The organism is Roseivivax halodurans JCM 10272, assembly GCF_000521785.1.
Classification (GTDB): Bacteria; Pseudomonadota; Alphaproteobacteria; order Rhodobacterales; family Rhodobacteraceae; genus Roseivivax; species Roseivivax halodurans.
This window is the reverse complement of record NZ_JALZ01000098.1, coordinates 1-2,212: the sequence shown is the minus strand read 5'-3', so window position 1 is coordinate 2,212 and position 2,212 is coordinate 1. Positions and strand designations below refer to the sequence as shown.

Sequence of the window (2,212 nt, the reverse complement as noted above, 5' to 3'; positions counted from 1 at the left end):
CAGATCCGTGAACCACCACCAAGACAGCACGTTGCCCTCCGCGTCGGTCACCGCCTCGCGCACGAACGGGAAGAGATCGGCCACCTCGTCCTCGGAAAAGACGGCGTTCATCGGCTGCAGGACACCTGCCTCCTTGAAGACCGCAACCTGGCTGCTGTCGATCATCGCACAGTCCGGACCGCGGCCGGCCCGCGACTGCTGCAGAAGGCGCGCCTGCTCCTGGCCAATATTCGACGTCTGAAGCTGGGTTTCGATCTTCCAGTCTGGCCGCGCCGTGATGAAATCGCGGTAGAGATTCTCGAACGCGGCTTTCGTCTTGGGATCGGTCGCATAGAGATCGTATGCGGTCAGCCGGAACGTCAGGGTATTCGGCGCCTCGGCGAGCCCCACGCGATTCCGCGTGATCAGGTCCTGCGCCTCGGTCAGCGTGGGAAGCGCCGCGACGGTGACGGCGAGCGCAAGCAGCTTCATTCGGATCTCCTTCCTGGCGGCGGTCGGCGTCCGCCCAGGCGTAACGCAACCAGTTTTGGGAACTGGAGCGGGGATTGGCGGAGTAAAACCCGTGACGCAGATACTTGCGGGAAGGTGATCGCGGAAATTCGGCGCAACGAAGCGCGGCCCGACCTCACGGGAAGCGGTGGCAGGGCTCGTCCATCGCGGTCTCAGATGCCCGAGCGTGCGAGGCCATGGGCGGCGGGGATCCAGTCTTGAGTGATGTCACCTGCATTGGCTGGAACATCCGCCACGCCCGTGGTGCGGACGGTGTTGCCGATCCCGTCCGCACGGCGCGCACATTTCGCGGAGAAGTTCGCGTGATCCGCCCCGACGTTCTGGTACTGCAGGTGTGTTCTGGTTGACGTGATCTTTGCCGGCGGGATTTATCTGCTCTTGAGCTTATCGCTCACGCTGGTCTTTGACGGCTGTATCCGTGCTGCGCGATCGCCGCGGTTAGATCGGGAACACGTGAGGCCCGTTCTTGTACGACCGGTTCTATCTGAAACGTGAGCGGTGGGCATCCGTTCCAACACCAGTCCGACATGAGCCACCAAAACCCTGAAATTATGGGGAGATTGACGGCGATGGAGAAGATGATCGAAGGACCGGCGTATCAGCTTCATGATCTCTGGATCGAGGAAAATGCCGCCGACGAGACTCTTACCGAAAACGCAGACCCTTGGATGATGATGTATGAGGCCAAGCAGTTCAATTTGAAGGTGGCTAAGGCGATCGGGCATCACAGCCCACTCTTCAACGACAACGGTGCGCAATGTCTTGCGGCCTATATGGCCTCGAAGTTGGTTCGGGGCTCCGGGTCCGTAAGCGAGTTGGTAGAGCGAGTGTCTGAGGTTCCGACAGTGTTTTCAGAAGAGGCCAAGGGCCATACCGGGCCGCTAGCTGATACCCTGAACCGCGCTGCTGGATTGCCGCTCGGAATACTACACTCATCGTTGGAAAGTATCGGCGTCATGGCAGCGCTTTGGCGTCCGGTTTTGATGTCGAGCGGTAGGATTCAGCTTGGCGGGCCTGATGACTGCTAGGCAGATGCCGGGTCGGGAGCCACGGGCGAACGCCCCGCCGGTAGGCGGGGCAGGTAGCGTCACGCCGCCTTGTCCTCCTTCTTCTCGACAGTGACGTGGTAGCCGATCTCGAACTTGGCGATAAAAGGGATGCTGAGCGTCAGTCCGATCCGCAACTGACCCTTCCGGGTCAGGTCGCGGGCCAGCCTATTGACGAACCGAGACAAGACGCGGCCAGTTTTGCGGCAAAAAGCGATGAGTGTTTTCATAATGCGTTCCTCTGAAAATGGCTGTTTGTGCGTAATCGCGAAGCCCGACTTCGGCGCGGGGCCGCCGGGCGCACCGCGAAGCGGTCGCAACGGAGCGCAGCGAAGTGGAGAACCCCTTGCGGGTTGCGCCCATCAGGCGGCAACGGGCCGTATCGTGCGAAGCAATAAGATTACGCTCAGCCATTTTCCGAACACTTGAAAACACGGGATTTCGGCCGCCACGGATGCGCCCTGAAACCGTCAATAGGCTGGCCCTGCCCGGAGGGCAGGATCGGACTGACGCTCTGCATCCCGCGCCGGAACGGCCAGCGGCAGCTTCACGAGGACAAGGCGGCGTGACGCTTCCCGCTGGAAGCGGGAGCGTTCGCCCGTGGCCGGGAAAGGGAGCGCAAGGGAAGGGGATTTAGCAGGCTGCTGAAGAAGTCG

3 protein-coding genes and 1 pseudogene are annotated in these 2,212 nt (G+C 61.3%); 2 read left to right on the top strand and 2 right to left on the bottom strand.

Features of this window, described 5'->3' with window-relative positions; genetic code table 11:
- Positions 1-471: pseudogene (locus tag OCH239_RS21260) on the bottom strand (ABC transporter substrate-binding protein); the annotation flags it as partial.
- Between the two features lie 236 nt (positions 472-707).
- Here OCH239_RS21260 and OCH239_RS23040 point away from each other — a divergent pair.
- Together OCH239_RS23040 and OCH239_RS21255 are read left to right on the top strand one after the other, a co-directional pair.
- On the top strand, positions 708-857 hold the full coding sequence (locus OCH239_RS23040; protein ID WP_157578052.1) for a hypothetical protein: 150 nt from the start codon (positions 708-710) through the stop codon (positions 855-857).
- A gap of 222 nt (positions 858-1,079) precedes the next feature.
- Entirely contained in the window at positions 1,080-1,538 is a 459-nt protein-coding gene (locus OCH239_RS21255) for a hypothetical protein (RefSeq protein WP_037267466.1), read from the top strand.
- 59 nt (positions 1,539-1,597) lie between these two features.
- Here OCH239_RS21255 and OCH239_RS21250 read toward each other — a convergent pair whose 3' ends face one another.
- Entirely contained in the window at positions 1,598-1,786 is a 189-nt protein-coding gene (locus OCH239_RS21250; RefSeq protein ID WP_037267465.1) for a hypothetical protein, read from the bottom strand.
- Positions 1,787-2,212: the final 426 nt, after the last annotated feature.